Source organism: Paracidovorax avenae ATCC 19860 (assembly GCF_000176855.2).
GTDB classification, from domain to species: Bacteria; Pseudomonadota; Gammaproteobacteria; order Burkholderiales; family Burkholderiaceae_C; genus Paracidovorax; species Paracidovorax avenae.
On the sequence record NC_015138.1, the window covers coordinates 3,804,696 to 3,819,879 of the forward strand.

Sequence of the window (15,184 nt, forward strand, 5' to 3'; positions counted from 1 at the left end):
GCTGCTGCTGCGGCTCGGCTGCTGCGGGTCAGAACGCGTAGCGGGCGCGGCGCTTGGCCTCGCCGCGCTGCAGCCAGCCGATCACGGCGGAGCGCACGCGCTGCAGCAGCCGGTCGCGGCGCGTGGGGTGGCTCACGATCTGCGCGCGGTAGAACGAGGGGCAGAGCACGGCGGCGTGTGAGACCTCGCCGCAGTTGCCGCAGCCCACGCAGCTGTCGATCACGGTGGCCACCGGGTCCTGCCGCAGCGGGTCGGGGTTGGTGCGCACCGAGAGCGACGGGCAACCCGAGAGGCGGATGCAGGAGTGGTCGCCCGTGCAGGTGTCCGGGTCCACGCCGAAGCGCTCGCGCACCACGCGCTCGCCCGCCTGCAGGGCGCGGCGCACTTCCTTCTTCTCGCGGCGCTGCTTGTTCAGCATGCATTCGCTCTGCGCGATCAGCACCTTGGGGCCGGGGGTCTGCGTGGTCAGCGCCTCGCGCAGCGCGTTGGTCATGGCCTTCAGGTCGTAGGTGCGACGGATGGTGCGAACCCATTCCACGCCCACGCCGCGCACGGCCCGCTCGATCTCGTGGCCCGTGCTGCGCGTGGCATTGGCAGCCCGCGACGAGGGAATGTCCTGCCCGCCCGTGGCCGAGCTGTAGTTGTTGTCCACGATGATGGTCAGGTTGTCGCTGCGGTTGAACACCGCGTTGGCGATGCCGCTGGTCAGGCCGTTGTGCCAGAACCCGCCGTCGCCCATCACCGCGATGGCGCGCTTAGCCGAGGCCGCGCTGCCCGGCGCCACGGTGAAGGCCGCCGCCGCCGCGCCGCCCAGGCCATAGCCCATGGTGGTGTTGCCGAGGTTGAAGGGCGGCAGGATCGAGAACAGGTGGCAGCCGATGTCGGCGCTGTAGTGGTGCGGGCCCAGCTCGCGTTCGATCAGCTTCACGGCGGTGAAGATGGGCCGCTCCGGGCAGCCGGTGCACAGGCCCGGCGGGCGGGCATGCACGATCTCTTCGAGCGGCTGGAGCTGCGTGGCGGGCACGGCGATGTCTTCGCCTGCGCTCCAGTCGTTCTGGCGGGCAAGGCTGCCGGCCGGGATGGCATTGCCTTCGCCGTCATCGGCCAGGATCGCGGTGTCGCCACCCTCCTCGCCATCGCCGCCGGCCAGGGCCAGCACGGGAGCGGGCGCTGCAGCGGTCGCCACGGCGGCCTTGTCGGCCACCAGCGGAATCACGCGGCGCTGCACGGGCTTCTTCACCTCGGGCTGCACCACGCCATAACGCTCCAGGAAGGCACGCACGCCCGCCAGCACCACGGCGGTGTTGTAGTCGCCGGCCAGCGGCAGCACGTCCTTGCCGTGCAGGGCGGTGTCCAGCCCGCGCTGGCGCAGGATGGCGGCCACGTTCTGCTCGACGAAGTTGGGCTGGCCCTCTTCCACCACCAGCACGGCGCGCTTGTCCTGGCAGAAGCGCTCGAACTCGTCGTCCACCAGCGGGTAGGTGACGTTCATCACGTAGAGCGGCACCTGTGTGTCGCCGTAGGCATCGGCCAGGCCGAGCTTCTGCAGCGCGCGGATCACGGTGTTGTAGTTGCCGCCCTGCAGCGCGATGCCCACGTCGCCCGCACCTTCGGCGAAGAACTCGTTGAGTTGGCGCTCCTGGATGAAGCGGATGGCGGCGGGCCAGCGCTGCTGCACCTTCTCGCGCTCGTGCAGGAAGCTCGCGGGCGGCAGCACGATGCGGTCCAGTTCGCGCACCGGGTTCTCCATCGCGTCCTTGACGGTGAAGGCCGGCGGCACGTTGTCGGAGGTGACGAACTGGCCGTGCAGGTGGCAGGAGCGGATGCGCATCTGCAGCATCACCGGCGTGTTGCTGGCTTCGGAGAGGTCGAAGCCGTCCTTCACCGCCTGCACGATGCAGGGCAGGTTGGGGCGCGGGTCCAGCAGCCACATCTGCGACTTCATCGCGAAGGCGTGGCTGCGCTCCTGCATGATGGAAGAGCCCTCGCCGTAGTCCTCGCCCACGATGATGAGCGCGCCACCCGTCACGCCGCCCGAGGCCAGGTTGGCCAGCGCGTCGGACGCCACGTTGGTGCCCACCGTGGCCTTGAAGGTGATGGCGCCGCGCAGCGGGTAGTTGACCGAGGCGGCCAGCGTGGCGCCGGCCGTGGCCTCGCTGGCGCTGTTCTCGAAGCGGATGCCGTATTCGGCCAGGATGTCCTGTGCGTCCGAGAGGACGTCCATCAGGTGCGAGATCGGCGAGCCCTGGTAGCCCGCCACATAGGCCACGCCGGATTCGAGCAGGGCCTTGGTGACGGCGAGGATGCCCTCGCCGCTGAACACCTCGCCCGCGCCCATGCGCAGCTTCTTCACTTCTTCGACAAACGAACGTTCTGCCATCGTGCATCCCCTGGTCTGCGGTCGGTTTCACTCGGGCACCGGGCCCTGGAAGCGAATGTCCGCCGCGACGGCACGCCCGTCAATCCATGATTAATCATGCGATTGCAGTTTGTGCAGCCGGAGGACAGGGAGCGCCGGAAACGGGATAGGCCAGCGGTGCAGCGCCCTCCCCGGCACGTCACCGGCGGATGACTGCCCTGCCCCGGACTGGTGCGGGCGCCGCGGTACCGGCGCGTATGTGGGGGCTGGCAGGCATCCGCGCATGCATTTGCATGATTTTTCATACACATGGAAGCAGCCCAGGCATGCCATTGCGCGGGAACTGGGCCGCGTTGGCCCGGAAACCAGGGTTTTCCTGGATTTGTCCACCTGCACTGCGGCCTACGATCTTGATCCAAGGCAAATGGATGGCGGAAAAAATCACCGCCATCCGCCCCTGCCGGCCCGCGCGACGTCTCTCCCTGCCGACACCCGTCCCGCAAACGTTTACATGAAATTTCATGCGTATGGGCACGCAATTTGCGAAATGCAGCCATCGCGGCACCCCGGTGCACCGCGATGGCCCACGACAACGCCAGCAACCGCCGATACCACCCAAGGAGGCCCCATGCTCTCCACGATGAATCCCGCTTCGGCCCTGCGCCAGCCCGCCATGCCCCTGGCGATCGAGCGCTTTTCCGGTGCGCCTGAGCACCTGCTGTTCGCCTCCGCGGACATCGACGAGACGCGCTCCATGGTGGGGCGCGTGATGAAGCCGCACCGGCTGGCGCAGGCCGCGCCGGGCGAACGCCTGGACGCGCGCATGCACTACGTCAGCCTGGGCGACGTATCGGTCAGCCGGCTGCGCTACGGCGCGGCCGTGGAGATCCAGCCCGGCCCGCTGGAGAGCTTCTTCCTGGTGCAGATGCCGCTGTCGGGCCATGCCCGCATCGACAGCGGCGGCCGGCAGGTGGAATCCGGCCCCGGCACCGCCTCCGTGCTCAGCCCGAACGACGACACGCGCATGCAGTGGGCATCGGGCACCGACCAGCTCATGCTGCGCATCGCCCGCGCCCAGGTGGAGCGCACCCTGGTCGGTCACCTGGGCCGCCCGCTGGACGAGCCCCTGCGCTTCGAGCTGGGCTTCCACTGGCAGGACTGCGCTCCCTGGCGCTGCCTGCTGTCCTACCTGCTGGACTGCGCCACGCAGTACCCCGACCTCTCGCAGAACAAGCTGGTGGTGGCGCAGATCGAGCAGCTGGCCTGCCTCATCCTGCTCACCTCGCACCAGCACAACCACAGCGAGACGGCGCCCGCACGGCGCAGCACCATCCTGCCGCGCCATGTGCGGCGCGCGCAGGATTACCTGCAGGCCCACGCCCACGAGCCGGTCTGCGTGGAGCAGCTCGCCGAGGTGGCGGGCGTGAGCGTGCGCAGCCTGTACGCGGGTTTCAAGGAATTCCTGGGCGTGAGCCCCATGCAGTACCTCCGCGACCTGCGCATGGAGCACGTGCGGACCGAGCTGCTCGGCGGCGAGGCGAGCAACGTCGCGGGCATCGCGCTGCGCTGGGGCTTCGCCCACCTGGGCCGGTTCAGCAACGAATACAAGCAGCGCTACGGGGAATCGCCGAGCCAGACCCTGCGCCGGCATTGAAGAACCGGCGCCGCCGATCGCCGGCAGGCGCCGGGAGGGGCGCCGCGTCCCCTCGGCGCCCTGCCCCGCGTCAGAACGGAATCGTCGCCTTCACCAGCAGGCCGCCGCCTTCGGGCCGGTTGCGCACGTTGAAATCCTTCTGCCATTTCACCGTGACGAGGAAGCCCTTGTCATTGGCATAGCGGATCGCAGGACCGAACCCGACGGCACGCGCCTTGCCCTGCGCGCCAGGGCCGCTGTCGTCGGTGACCTGCTGGAACACGTGCCCGCCCACGCCCACCACCCAGCCGTTGCCCAGGCCCCGGCCGGCAGCGTAGTCGGCATGCAGGGCCTGGCCGGAGCGGGTGTCGGTGTCGCTGTTGCGGCGGTTGATGTCATACATGAGCTTCAGGTCGGCGTTGAAGCCCGAGGGCTGCATGTAGGTGACGGCATAGACGGGCTGGAAGGTCCAGTAGTTGCGCCCCAGGCTGGAGGGATCGTTGGCGCGGTACTTGCCGGTGGGCGCGACGATGTCCAGCCCCACCACCTGGTGCAGCTGCGGCGAGAGGTGGTAGCCCAGCGCCGCGCCGACGGTGATGTCGCCCAGGCCCGAGCTCTTGAACGTGGCGCCGCCCGCACGGAACTTCACGTCCAGCAGCGGCACCACGGTGTGGAAGGCCAGCTGGCCGCCAGCGATCGTCTGCGGCGTGACCCACACGACGCGCGGCGCCAGCAGGTTCACGTCCACCTTGAAGTCGGGCACCAGGGACTGGCCGCCGTTGCCGCGCAGCGTGTCGTAGCGGTAGCCGCCGCCGTACATCATCACGTGCACGCCAGGCGGCGGCAGCGCGCCGACGAAGTAGCTCTCCAGGCCGTCGGGATAGACGCCGAGGCCGCCGTTTTCCGTGGCGTGCGCCACGCCCGTGGCAGCCAGGCCGGCGGCCACGCCCATCAGGCCTGCCAGGCCCCTCTTTTTGAATGCGGTCTTGCGCATGGTGTCGTCCTTCGTCGTCGGTGGGTGGATGGAAAAAGCTCGATGCGCCATCAGCCGGACGCCAGCCGCTGCGCGATCTGGTAGCCCGAGCCCGCGCCCAGCCCCGGCCCCGGGTGCGTGCTGGCGCCGATGTGGAACACGTTGGCCAGCGGCGTGCGGTGGCCGCGCGCGCCGTCGGCGCCGGCGAAGGGCCGTAGCCAGAAAAACTGGTCGGGCGAGCACAGGCCGCCGTAGGGGTCTCCGCCCGCCAGGTTGCAGTTGAGCCCTTCCAGGTCGGCCGGCGAATAGGCGCGCCGGCCCACGATGCGCTGGGCGAGGCCTGGCATCACCTGCTCCAGCCGCGCCTGCACGCGGTCGGCGAAGGCCTCGCGCACAGCCTCGGTCCAGCGGCCGTCCGCGGGCACGGCGATCTCGCCGGCCGCATCGCCGCGCAGCTGCGAAGGCAGTTCCTGCATCTGGATCCATAGGATCCAGCCGCCGGCCGGCGCACGCGACGGGTCCGCCGCGGTCGGCTGGCCGATGCCCAGCGTGGGCCGGGCGGGCAGCAGGCCGTTGTTGGCCTCCGTGACCGAGGTGCAGACCTGCTCCATGCCCTCCGTCAGGTGCACCAGCGGCACCTTGAGGAGTTCCGGCTCCGTCCAAGCGGGCGGTGCGTTCAGCGCGAAGTGGATCTGCATGTCGCCGCGACCGTGCTGGAAGGCCTCGGCGCGCTCGCGCACCACGGGCGGCGCATCGGGCAGCAGCCGGCCGTAGAGCTGGCCGGGCGTGACGCTGCAGACCACCGATTCGCTGGCCGCATAGCTGCGCCCGTCGGCCAGGCGCACGCCGGTGGCACGGCGCGCGCGGCCCGTGCCTTGCGTCTCGATGCGGTCCACCTGCGCGTCGGACATCAATTCGCCGCCGTGCTGGCGGATAACGGTGGCCAGCGCCTCCACCAGCCGGCTGCCGCCGCCCTGCACCACCGGCATGCCGCCGCTGACCACGGCGGCGAAGGTGAGCTTGCCGATCAGCGCCGAGGTGGCGTCGTCCGGCCCCAGGCCGGAATGCAGCGTCCACGGCGCCATCAGCGCACGCGCCATGTCCGAGCGCAGCGCGCGCTGCGACCAGCGCCGGAAAGTCTCCATCGCGCCGCCCGCATAGGCCAGCAGGCCGTCGGTGCCGCGCTTGCGCCATTCGGACCACAGCAGCTTGACCAGCGGCCAGCCGTAGGGATCACCGCCCAGCAGCCCGAAGGTGAGCGCGGCATCGCGCCCGAACAGGTCGGCGGCCATGGCCTGGATCGCGGTGCCGTCGCCCGGCGCCACGGCGTCGATGCGGCGCGCGGCGTCGTCCAGGTCCTGCCGCAGGGCGATGCCCCGGCCGTCCGGCCCCACCCAGCCGGTGGTGTATTCGGGTTGCACGAAGCGCAGCCCTGCCCGTTCCAGCGCAGGCTTGAGTTCAGCATAGCCCGGGCTGCCGCAAAAGAGCGGATACCACGAGGCCATCACCTCGTGCCGGTAGCCGGGAAACAGTTCTTCGGTGCGGATGCAGCCGCCGAAGCGGTCGTTGCGCTCCAGCACCAGCACGCGCTTGCCGCGCACGGCCAGCAGCGCCGCCCCCACCAGGGCGTTGATGCCGCTGCCGACGAAGATCACCTGGGGGACTGCGGCGCTGCCCATGGCCGTCACTCCACCAGCGCCAGCACGCGCAGCGGGCTGCCCGAGCCGCCTTCGATCTTCAGCGGCGCCGACAGGATCAGCGCGCCCTGCGGCGGCAGCTGGTCCAGGTTCTTCAGGCACTGCAGGCCGTAGCGGTTCGCTCCGTGCATCAGCGTGTGGCACGGATACGGCACGGGCCAGGCGTAGGACTGGCCCGCATCGGTGTTGATGGTCTCCACCCCGAAGCCATGCACCTGCCGCTGGTGGATCAGCCATTCCACCGCCTCCTGCGTGGGGCCGGGCGTGTGGGCGCCGTCCTCCTGCAGGTTGAGGAAGGCGCCGGCATCGTGGGCCTTGAGCGACCAGTCGGTGCGCAGCAGCACCCAGGCGCCGGCCGGAATGCGGCCATGGCGTGCCTCCCAGGCTTCGAGGAAGGGCACGGTCAGCAGCCAGTCGGCATCGGCCGCCACCTCGGCGCTGGCATCGACCACCACGGCCGGGGCGACGAAGTTCTCCGGCGCGATCGTGTCCACGCTGTTATGGGGGTGCTCGCGCCCGGTGATCCAGTGGGCCGGTGCATCGAAGTGCGTGCCTGTGTGCTCGCCGCACGAGAAGTTGTTCCAGTACCAGCCCGGGCCGTTCTCGTCGTAGTGCGAGATGCGCTCGATGGTGAAGGGCTTCACCTGCCCGAACTGCGGCGGCAACTGCAGCGTGGGGAAGGAGGGCGAGAGCGTCTGCGTGAGATCGACGACCCGCACGGCGCCGGCAGCCAGCTGCGCGGCCAGCGCGGCGAGGGTGGACGATGGGGCCGTGGCGGCGGCGGACGGTGCTGCTGCGGCGGCAGCGGATGCGGGGGTGCTCATGGCGGGCTCCATCGGAAAAGGGGTGGCGGGATTCGTCTCAGGCGGCCGGCGGCGGCATGTCCAGCGCGGTGAAGCGCCCCGCGTGGAACACCAGCGGCGTGCCCGGTGCGCTGTGCGTACGCACCACGCGCCCCACCATCAGCAGGTGGTCTCCTGCATGGCGGCTGTGGTCGGCCTCGCTCGCGCACACCAGCGTGGTGACGGCGCCCTGCAGCACGGGCACGCCCTCGGGCGCATCGATCAGGTCCACGCCCGCGAACTTGTCGGGCACGGCCGGGCTGGCGAAGCGCCTGGCCAGATCCTCATGCTCGCGCGGCAGGATATGGATCGCGAAGTGCGCGCAGTCGCGGAACGCCGCCAGGCTGGGCGAGTGGTTCACCAGGCTCCAGAGCACCAGCGGCGGGTCCAGCGACAGCGAGGCGAACGAGTTGATGGTCAGCCCCACGGCGCGGCCTTCGGGCGTGCGCGTGGTCACGATGGCCACCCCGGTGGGGTAGCTGCCCAGCAGGGTGCGCAGGGTGCGCGGCTGCAGGTCCAGGCTGCCCCAGGGGGCGGGGCTGGCGGTTTGCACGGCCAGGGCTTCGGGGGCGAGGCAGGCGGACATGGCGGTCTCCTTGGATGGATGCATCACGCGCGGGGTGCTCAGGCCGCGACGGCCTCGGGGGCCTGGTGGCGGGCGATGAGCTGGTCGGTCTCGTCGGCATCGGCCCACCACGGAAAGTAGCTGGGCGGATGGTTGAAGCCGTTGGCGATGGTGTGGGCCAGGGTGGGCATGGCGGCGGCGGTGCCCAGCAGCTTCAGGATGTGCGGCGGCGGGGGCGTGAGCAGCGAGTTGGTCCACTGCACCACCCACTGCGCGTAGTCCCAGAAGCGCTCGAAGGTCTGCTCCATCCAGGCGCGGGTGTAGGGCTGCCCGCCGTGCGCCAGGATCGCGTCCAGGTACACCTTGGCGGCCTTGGTGGCGTTGTTCGAACCCTGGCCGGTGATGGGATCGTTGGTGGCCACGGCATCCCCCAGGCCGAACACCAGCCGGCCCGAGGGCAGCGTGAGCACGGGCTTGCGCACCGTGGGCGCGAAGGCGCCGGCCAGGATGCCGTTGGCATCGGTCAGCTCGGCATTGCGGGCGCGCTCGCCTTCCCAGGGCAGGAAGGTATCGAGGAAGCGCTTGCTGGTCGCCAGATGCTCCTCAGGCGTCTTCACGTCGCGCCAGCAGTCCAGCGGGCCGCCGGGCACGCCCTCGAACACCATGATGTCGCAGGGGCCGCTGAGCGTGAGCGAGGGGAACACGAAGTATTCGCCCACGCCCGGAATCAGGTTGAACGACACGCGGGAGTAATCAGCTGTGGGCTTCAGGCCATGCACGTAGGTCAGGGCCAGCGAGCGCTGGGGCTTGTCGAACGGCGAGCGGGCGGCGTCGCGCTCGAAGAGGCGCACCACCTCGCCCTTGCCGGCCGCGAGGATCACCAGGTCGTGCGAATCCGACAGGGCTTCCAGCTCGGCGATGCCGGCGTCCTGGATCAGCACCTTGCCGCCGCGCTTTTCCACGTTCTCCAGCCACGCGGGCATCTTCAGGCGCTGGTCCACCGACTGCGCGGGCCGGTCCAGCTTCGCGCTCCAGTCGATCAGCCTGGCACCGGCCTGCTCGGGATTCGGCACCGCGAAACCGATGCCCTCCACCGGGGGACACTCGGCCTCCCAGTGGTTGATGCCCAGGTCGCGCTCCACCTGCAGCGCGGGGTCGAACATGCACTGGCTGGACATCACCTTGCCCGCGCGGATCTGGTCGGGCGTGCGGTTGGTCACCACGGTGACCTCGTAGCCCTTGTCCAACAGACCGAAAGCCAGCGGCAGGCCGGCCTGGCCTCCGCCCACGATTGCAACTCGACGCATGGCAGTCTCCTTGGAAGAAACGAAAAAAGAGGGGGAAAGAAGGTGTCGGGGAAAAAACGCGCTCACTCCGCCAGCCGCGGAATCGCGGGGCTCGCCTGTTCGGGCCCCATGGCCGAATAGCCGCCATCCACCGCGTAGTCGGCGCCGGTCACGAACGAGGCACGCTTCGAGAGCAGGAAGGCGACGACCTCGCCCACCTCTTCGGGGTTGCCCACGCGCTTCAGCAAGTGGTAATCGGCGGCGACACGGTCGGTCTTGGCCCGGTCGCCCTTCGTGAGTTCGTCCATCACGCGCGACCAGGTCCAGCCCGGTGACACGGAGTTGACGCGGATGCCGTCCGCCGCGAAGTCCATGGCCATGTTGCGCGTGACCTGCACCAGCGCGGCCTTGGAGACGGGATAGAGCCAGCGGCCGGTCTGCGCCACCCTGGATGAGATGCTGGTGAAGTTGACGATGGCGCCGCCGCCGGCCGCCGCCAGGTGCGGGCGCACCGCGCGGGCTGCCATCACGGCGCTGACCAGGTTCACGTCCAGCGCCTTGAGCCAGTCGGCGCGGCCGGAGGCAGCGCCGTCGTCCAGGTAGGTGGCCGCCAGGTTCACCAGCCCGTCGATGCGGCCGAAGCGCTGCGCCACGTCGGCAACGCAGGCCTCCAGCTGCGCATCGTCGGTGATGTCGACCGGACAGAAATGCAGGTGGCCGGCGTCTTCGGCCGCCACGCGGGCTCCGCCCTCTGCATCGATGTCGAACAGCGCGACGCGGGCGCCCTGGTCGCGCAGTGTGCGGACCACGGCCGCGCCGATGAGCGTGGCGCCGCCGGTGACGATGACGGCCTTGCCTTGCAGGTCTTTCATGGAGCTTTTTCCCTTGCACGGAGCGCAGCCGGGGACCGCGCGCCGCGGCGTTTCCCGGTGCCTTGCGGCGCTCTCCGGTGGTTTCGCAGCCGTTTGCTGCTTGGGCTCCATGGTGCGGGCAGGCCCCGCGCGCGCCCTATCCGGCGCGCGCAGCCGCTATCCAGCGCGTGCGGGTATCGCGTGCCGGCGGGTCCAACGTAGGGGGAGGAAGGGAAGAACGAAGAGGAAGGACGGCGGTGCGCCCGCCGCCCTGCCCCGGATCAGGTCACCAGCCGTAGAAGCCCGCCAGCACCAGTGCCGCTTCGGGCGTGAAGGCGCCCCGCGCGAGCCGCGCATGCACTTCGGCCGCCTCCAGCAGCTCGAAGCGTTCCACCTCGCCATCCTGGTTGGCGGGCACGGAGTCTTCAGGCACGGTGGCCCGGAACCAATCGATGCGCTCCACCATGTAGCCCGAGCCCTCGCCTTCATCGCTCGGGCGCGAGAAATCGACATGGCCGCCGTGCTCCACGGCCTGCAGGGCTTCGATGCGCAACCCGGCTTCTTCCCAGGTCTCGCGTGCCAGGGCGGATTCCAGCGTGTCCTGCGCGCTCACCATGCCGCCCATCAGCGTGTCCCAGCGGCCCGGGTGGCTGGGCTTGTCGAACGCACGCTGCTGCACCCATTGCCGGCCGTCCGGCGCGCAGGCCACCAGATGCACCGCCCGCGTGGCGATGCCCAGCGCACGCACGGCGCCGCGCTCCACCGTGCCGATGCGCTCGCCGGCCGTGTTGCACACCGCCAGTTGCTCGTCGCGCCAGGCCCCGCAGCGCCCCGCGCGGCGCAGCGCATCCGCCAGCGCGGCCAATGCCTGCGTGGCATCGGCGGGGGCGCAGGCCAGGTGCCAGCGCGCAGCGCCCGCGTGCGGTTCCTTCAGGAGCGTGGTGCCGGCAATGGCCGCTTCCAGCTCGGTGCCCTCCAGCACGCCCGGCGCCACCGAGCCCACGGCCTGACCAGCCACGGCGAACGGCAGCCGCGGCACGGCCGGCGGGCGCTGTGCCCAAGCGCGCGCGGGCGCCACCCAGCCGGGCACCGGCACCTCGCGATGCCCGTTCATTCCAGCGTCAGGATGGTGGAGCCCGTGGTCCTGCGCGCTTCCAGGTCGCGGTGCGCCTGCTGCACGTCGCGCAGCGGATAGCGCTGGTCGATGTGGATCGTCACGTCGCCGATCTGCACCACCGCGAACAGGTCGTCCGCCATGGCCTGGGTGGATTCGCGCGTGGCGATGTGCGTGAACAGCGTCTGCCGCGTCACATAGAGCGAACCCTTGGCCCCCAGCATGCCGGGCGCGAACGCCGGCGCCGGGCCCGAGGCATTGCCGAAGGTGGCCATCAGGCCGAAGGGGCGCAGGCACTCCAGGGATTTCTCCCACGTGTCCTTGCCCACCGAGTCGTACACCACCTTCACGCCCTTGCCGCCGGTGATCTCCTTCACGCGCGCCGCGAAATCCTCCGTGCGGTAGTTGATGGCATGCGCCGCGCCGTTGGCGAGCGCGAGCTGGCACTTCTCGTCGCTGCCCGCCGTGCCGATGAGCTGCAGGCCCAGCGCCTTCGCCCACTGGCAGGCGATCAGCCCCACGCCGCCCGCGGCCGCATGGAACAGCACATGGTCGCCCGGCTGCAGGCCCTCGGCCGGCAGCGTTTTCTTCAGCAGGTACTGCGCCGTCAGGCCCTTGAGCATCATGGCCGCGCCGGTCTCGAAATCGATCGCGTCGGGCAGCCGGCACACGCACTTTGCGGGCAGCACGCGCACCTCGGCATAGCTGCCGGGCGGCTGGCTCGCATACGCGGCGCGGTCGCCCACCGACAGGTGCGTCACCCCCGCACCCACGGCCTCGACGATGCCGGCGCCTTCCATGCCGATGGTGGCCGGCATCGGCAGCGGGTACAGCCCCGTGCGGTGGTACACGTCGATGAAATTCAGGCCCACGGCATGGTGGCGGATGCGGATCTCGCCGGGGCCGGGCTCGCCCACGGTCACGTCGGTCAGGTGCAGTTCTTCGGGACCGCCGTGCTGGCGGATCTGGACGGCAAGGCTCATGCGGTGTCTCCTGCGATGGAAGAAAAGGCGGGAAAGCGAAAAAAAACGGGACGACCGGACGGGGACGGTCCCGGAAGGCGGAATGGCCCCACGCGGCGGCCGCCGTGCATCCTGCCACGGATCGGCGACGCCCGCAGGCCGGTACATTTCCCGGACATGACACAACGACTCTCGCCCGGCACCACGGCCCTGCTGGTGGCCGCGCCGCTGCTCTGGGCCGGCAACGCGGTCACCGGCCGCCTCGTGCACGATCTCATCTCGCCCGTCGCCCTCAACTTCATCCGCTGGGCCCTGGCCTTCCTCGTGCTGCTGCCCCTGGCCCATGGCGTGCTGCGCCGCGGCAGCCCGCTGTGGACGCACTGGCGCCGCTACGCGATGCTCGGCCTGCTGGGCATCGGCTGCTACAACGCGCTGCAGTACATGGCCCTGCAGACCTCCACGCCGCTCAACGTCACCCTCGTCGGCTCGAGCCTGCCGGTCTGGATGCTCGCCATCGGCTCGCTCTGCTTCGGCGTGCGCGTGGCACGCGCGCAGGCGGCGGGTGCCATCCTGTCCATGGCCGGGGTGCTGGTCGTGCTCAGCCGCGGCGAATGGTCGCAACTGCTGGCGCTGCGGCTCGTGCCGGGCGACCTGTACATGGTGCTGGCCACCATCTCCTGGGCCTTCTACAGCTGGCTGCTCTCGCGCACCACCGAGCCCGCGGGCCTGCGCGCCGACTGGGCCGCCTTCCTCATGGCGCAGATGGTGTTCGGCCTCGCATGGTCCGGCGCCTTCGCGGCCGGCGAATGGACCCTCGGCCACGCCCACGCCACCTGGGGCTGGCCGCTCGTGGCCGCCCTCGCCTTCATCGCGCTCGGCCCCGCCCTGCTCGCCTACCGCTGCTGGGGCGTGGGCGTGCAGCGCGCCGGCCCGGCCGTGGCAGGATTCTTCATCAACCTCACTCCCCTCTTCGCCGCCCTGCTCTCCGCCCTGGTGCTGGGCGAGACGCCGCACCTGTACCACGGCGCGGCGTTCGCGCTGATCGTGGCGGGGATCGTGGTGTCGTCGAGGCGGGGGTGAAGACTCTCGCGCCAATCAAGCGAAGACCAGCAGCAGCGCTCCTGACAGCATCAGCACGGCGGGCAGCCATCGCTCCCGCATGCGAGTGGCCTTTGCCATGGCGAAGGCCTCCAGGAGCACGATCGCAATGAAAACGGCGACGACCACCACTCTTCCGCTGCTCCCGCCTTCGATGCTCCCCGGCGGAATCGAAGGATCCATTGCGTACAGCACATCGTACTTGTCGCCGGACATTAGGAACATCGCGAGCAGGCCGGCGATGCATACCAGGTGGATGCAGAGACGCAGGGGTTTGTGCATGGCTTACTGGATCAGTTGACTGAAGCGGTTCCAGAATTTCACGATGAAATTGCCGTAGCTGGTGTTCTTCCTGATCTGCTCCAACGTCAGTCCCACTCCGCGGTTGTATCTGGCGCCAATGATGCGGACCTCCTCCTGTCCCAATGGAGCGGAAAAGCCATCGTGTGCGGCCAATTGGCTCAGATGCTTGGCGACCACTTCGATGTTGAACACATCTTTCTGCAAGCATTCGGCCAATCCGCGGGCTTGGCTGGAAGTCAGCTCCGAGGGATTAAGCCCGAGCGTTTCAGCCGCAGCGCGTATCTGAATGCTGACGGCTCCGAAGGACGTCTTGTTGGGATGGTTGGTAATCGCCTGTTTGTCTGTCCACGGAGGGCCGCTCCAGTCGAACGACCTGATCTCGAAAGCCACCCGATCGATGAAGCTGGGATCGCCCCCCACTTCGATCCAGCAAACGCCCGCCAACAATTCCGGCGGCAAATGGTACTTTTTCGATTCGTTGACGATGAACTGCTTGTTATGCCGGACCCAGGCGTCCTTGAACTTCTGAATGTAGGCCCGGCCTCCTCCCCATCGGGCCGGTACTAATTTCCAAGCGAAGAGGTCGATGACTCCCCACCCTGGAGATCCATTCGACACATTGCAAACCGCGTCACCCATGCCCTCGTCCCTCCTTGCCTTTTCATGTCTTCCCAGCGGTGAACCGGTGGGGAGCGGTCGAATTCTGACAGGGCCTACTACGGATGAGCGTTCTCTTTTCTTTCAGCAGAAACAGGGCGTATCAGATTCTTACACGAAAAAAATGAGGTGTTCAGCCGTCGTCTATGAGCGACCCGGGTCTGCGCAACGGTCAATGTAAAGCGCGTGTCGCTCGCGTGTCTCAATCGCAGCGCGCTGCCTGCCACGTGAGCTGGTAGCGCAGCGACTGCACCACCTTGTCCGACGCCTTGCCGTCCACCAGCGCGCGGCGGGTGGACTGCAGCGTGATCTGCTTGCCGTCAGCCGACCAGCGCAGCGTGGCTTCGTAGGCGTTGGGGCCGAACTTCGTATCGCGCGGACAGCTCGCCTGCACGCTGAACGATAGCTTGTCTTCGCGCGTGGCCTGCGGCTCGCAGCCCGCCACGCCCATCAGCGCAGCCATCGGCAGGAAGGACGCATTGGTTTCGTCCATGCACATGGTTTCGGTCTCGCGGCCGGGTTTGCCATCCGCGCCCGTTTCCGTCGATTCGGAGAGGAACTTGCCGCGCCGGAAGGCCTTCGCGGCGCGGTCGGGATCGATGGGCTGGATGGAGGAAGCCGGAGATGCACCGCCGCCCTTGGCAGCGCTGGCGCCGATACCGGCCGCCTGCCATTGCACATGCCGGCCGCCGGGCATGCGGCTGTCCGTGCGGTTGCCCAGCGCGTCGTAGGCATGGCGCCAGGCATAGCGCCCCAGGGTGCCGGCCCCGTCCGGTGCCAGGTGCTCCTGCACTTCCTCGACGAGGCGCGAGAGCGGGTCGCAGGCAAAGGCAAACTCTCGGCC

The 15,184-nt window shown here is 69.4% G+C and carries 14 protein-coding genes; 2 read left to right on the forward strand and 12 right to left on the reverse strand.

Annotated features, from left to right (window positions below):
• Window positions 1–28: 28 nt before the first annotated feature.
• Complete coding sequence (locus ACAV_RS16590) at window positions 29–2,380, reverse strand: thiamine pyrophosphate-dependent enzyme (RefSeq protein ID WP_013595734.1); 2,352 nt, start codon at window positions 2,378–2,380, stop codon at window positions 29–31.
• Window positions 2,381–2,987: 607 nt separating this feature from the next.
• Between ACAV_RS16590 and ACAV_RS16595 the strand changes: the two genes are divergently transcribed.
• On the forward strand, window positions 2,988–4,013 hold the full coding sequence (locus ACAV_RS16595) for an AraC family transcriptional regulator (RefSeq protein ID WP_013595735.1): 1,026 nt from the start codon (window positions 2,988–2,990) through the stop codon (window positions 4,011–4,013).
• Between the two features lie 70 nt (window positions 4,014–4,083).
• Here the strand turns inward: ACAV_RS16595 and ACAV_RS16600 are convergent, their stop codons facing one another.
• The 8 genes from ACAV_RS16600 to ACAV_RS16635 form a co-directional block, all read right to left on the reverse strand.
• Window positions 4,084–4,986, reverse strand: a complete 903-nt coding sequence (locus ACAV_RS16600) for a SphA family protein (protein WP_013595736.1) — start codon at window positions 4,984–4,986, stop codon at window positions 4,084–4,086.
• 50 nt (window positions 4,987–5,036) lie between these two features.
• Window positions 5,037–6,644, reverse strand: coding sequence for a phytoene desaturase family protein (locus ACAV_RS16605; RefSeq protein WP_013595737.1), 1,608 nt, complete (start codon window positions 6,642–6,644; stop codon window positions 5,037–5,039).
• Between the two features lie 5 nt (window positions 6,645–6,649).
• On the reverse strand, window positions 6,650–7,486 hold the full coding sequence (locus tag ACAV_RS16610; RefSeq protein ID WP_013595738.1) for a cyclase family protein: 837 nt from the start codon (window positions 7,484–7,486) through the stop codon (window positions 6,650–6,652).
• A 37-nt stretch (window positions 7,487–7,523) separates the two neighbouring features.
• Entirely contained in the window at window positions 7,524–8,090 is a 567-nt protein-coding gene (locus ACAV_RS16615; RefSeq protein ID WP_013595739.1) for a flavin reductase family protein, read from the reverse strand.
• Window positions 8,091–8,128: 38 nt separating this feature from the next.
• Entirely contained in the window at window positions 8,129–9,376 is a 1,248-nt protein-coding gene (locus ACAV_RS16620) for a styrene monooxygenase/indole monooxygenase family protein (protein WP_013595740.1), read from the reverse strand.
• Between the two features lie 62 nt (window positions 9,377–9,438).
• The gene (locus tag ACAV_RS16625; protein WP_013595741.1) at window positions 9,439–10,227 is read right to left on the reverse strand and encodes an SDR family oxidoreductase; all 789 of its coding nucleotides are present in this window, start codon (window positions 10,225–10,227) and stop codon (window positions 9,439–9,441) included.
• Between the two features lie 265 nt (window positions 10,228–10,492).
• On the reverse strand, window positions 10,493–11,320 hold the full coding sequence (locus ACAV_RS16630) for an NUDIX hydrolase (RefSeq protein WP_013595742.1): 828 nt from the start codon (window positions 11,318–11,320) through the stop codon (window positions 10,493–10,495).
• Window positions 11,317–12,303 (reverse strand): quinone oxidoreductase family protein, encoded by a 987-nt coding sequence (locus tag ACAV_RS16635; RefSeq protein WP_013595743.1) that lies wholly within the window; start codon window positions 12,301–12,303, stop codon window positions 11,317–11,319. The genes ACAV_RS16630 and ACAV_RS16635 overlap by 4 nt, the downstream gene beginning before the upstream one ends.
• A 156-nt stretch (window positions 12,304–12,459) precedes the next feature.
• On the opposite strand from ACAV_RS16635, the gene ACAV_RS16640 reads away from it, so the two are divergent.
• Window positions 12,460–13,362, forward strand: coding sequence for a DMT family transporter (locus ACAV_RS16640; protein ID WP_013595744.1), 903 nt, complete (start codon window positions 12,460–12,462; stop codon window positions 13,360–13,362).
• A 15-nt stretch (window positions 13,363–13,377) separates the two neighbouring features.
• On the opposite strand, the gene ACAV_RS16645 is transcribed toward ACAV_RS16640, so the two are convergent.
• The 3 genes from ACAV_RS16645 to ACAV_RS16655 form a co-directional block, all read right to left on the reverse strand.
• Window positions 13,378–13,662 carry a hypothetical protein gene (locus tag ACAV_RS16645; RefSeq protein ID WP_013595745.1) on the reverse strand — a complete coding sequence of 95 codons (285 nt, stop codon included), beginning with the start codon at window positions 13,660–13,662 and terminating at the stop codon, window positions 13,378–13,380.
• Window positions 13,663–13,665: 3 nt separating this feature from the next.
• Window positions 13,666–14,322 (reverse strand): hypothetical protein, encoded by a 657-nt coding sequence (locus ACAV_RS16650; RefSeq protein ID WP_013595746.1) that lies wholly within the window; start codon window positions 14,320–14,322, stop codon window positions 13,666–13,668.
• A 220-nt stretch (window positions 14,323–14,542) separates the two neighbouring features.
• Window positions 14,543–15,133, reverse strand: a complete 591-nt coding sequence (locus tag ACAV_RS16655; protein ID WP_013595747.1) for a hypothetical protein — start codon at window positions 15,131–15,133, stop codon at window positions 14,543–14,545.
• Window positions 15,134–15,184 lie beyond the last annotated feature (51 nt).

What these genes read in the sequence shown, in the direction of transcription:
- ACAV_RS16630 (WP_013595742.1), bottom strand. Translation starts at nt 11,320, where the DNA reads ATGAACGGGCATCGCGAGGTGCCGGTGCCCGGCTGGGTGGCGCCCGCG.
- ACAV_RS16590 (WP_013595734.1), bottom strand. Translation starts at nt 2,380, where the DNA reads ATGGCAGAACGTTCGTTTGTCGAAGAAGTGAAGAAGCTGCGCATGGGC.
- ACAV_RS16610 (WP_013595738.1), bottom strand. Translation starts at nt 7,486, where the DNA reads ATGAGCACCCCCGCATCCGCTGCCGCCGCAGCAGCACCGTCCGCCGCC.
- ACAV_RS16595 (WP_013595735.1), top strand. Translation starts at nt 2,988, where the DNA reads ATGCTCTCCACGATGAATCCCGCTTCGGCCCTGCGCCAGCCCGCCATG.
- ACAV_RS16600 (WP_013595736.1), bottom strand. Translation starts at nt 4,986, where the DNA reads ATGCGCAAGACCGCATTCAAAAAGAGGGGCCTGGCAGGCCTGATGGGC.
- ACAV_RS16615 (WP_013595739.1), bottom strand. Translation starts at nt 8,090, where the DNA reads ATGTCCGCCTGCCTCGCCCCCGAAGCCCTGGCCGTGCAAACCGCCAGC.
- ACAV_RS16635 (WP_013595743.1), bottom strand. Translation starts at nt 12,303, where the DNA reads ATGAGCCTTGCCGTCCAGATCCGCCAGCACGGCGGTCCCGAAGAACTG.
- ACAV_RS16645 (WP_013595745.1), bottom strand. Translation starts at nt 13,662, where the DNA reads ATGCACAAACCCCTGCGTCTCTGCATCCACCTGGTATGCATCGCCGGC.
- ACAV_RS16625 (WP_013595741.1), bottom strand. Translation starts at nt 10,227, where the DNA reads ATGAAAGACCTGCAAGGCAAGGCCGTCATCGTCACCGGCGGCGCCACG.
- ACAV_RS16620 (WP_013595740.1), bottom strand. Translation starts at nt 9,376, where the DNA reads ATGCGTCGAGTTGCAATCGTGGGCGGAGGCCAGGCCGGCCTGCCGCTG.
- ACAV_RS16640 (WP_013595744.1), top strand. Translation starts at nt 12,460, where the DNA reads ATGACACAACGACTCTCGCCCGGCACCACGGCCCTGCTGGTGGCCGCG.
- ACAV_RS16650 (WP_013595746.1), bottom strand. Translation starts at nt 14,322, where the DNA reads ATGGGTGACGCGGTTTGCAATGTGTCGAATGGATCTCCAGGGTGGGGA.
- ACAV_RS16605 (WP_013595737.1), bottom strand. Translation starts at nt 6,644, where the DNA reads ATGGGCAGCGCCGCAGTCCCCCAGGTGATCTTCGTCGGCAGCGGCATC.